The sequence below is a fragment of the Vogesella perlucida genome (genome assembly GCF_979366545.1).
Window position 1 is genome coordinate 1 of record NZ_CEETRO010000062.1, and the last position, 297, is coordinate 297.

Annotated in this window: 1 protein-coding gene; it reads left to right on the forward strand. The window is 67.0% G+C overall.

Annotation, left to right across the window (positions count from 1 at the left end; translation table 11 throughout):
* A partial coding sequence (locus tag ACZ9XP_RS17920) for an Ig-like domain-containing protein (protein ID WP_465188964.1) occupies positions 1-297 on the forward strand: 297 nt, incomplete at both ends.

Genomic DNA, 297 nt, shown 5'->3' on the forward strand with positions numbered 1-297 from the left:
CCAGCATCAGCGTCAACGACATCACCGCCGACAACGTGGTGAACGCCGCCGAAGCCGATGAAGACATCACCGTCAGCGGCACCGTCAGCGGCGAGTTCAAAGCCGGCGACGTAGTGACCCTGACCGTCAATGGCCGCGACTACACCACCACCGTCAATGCCGCCGGTGCCTACAGCGTGGCCGTGGCCGGTCGCGACCTGGCCGCCGACACCACCATCGACGCCAAAGTGGCCGCCACCGATGCCGCCGGCAACGTGGGCGAAGCCACCACCGAGCACACCCACGGTGTGGACACCA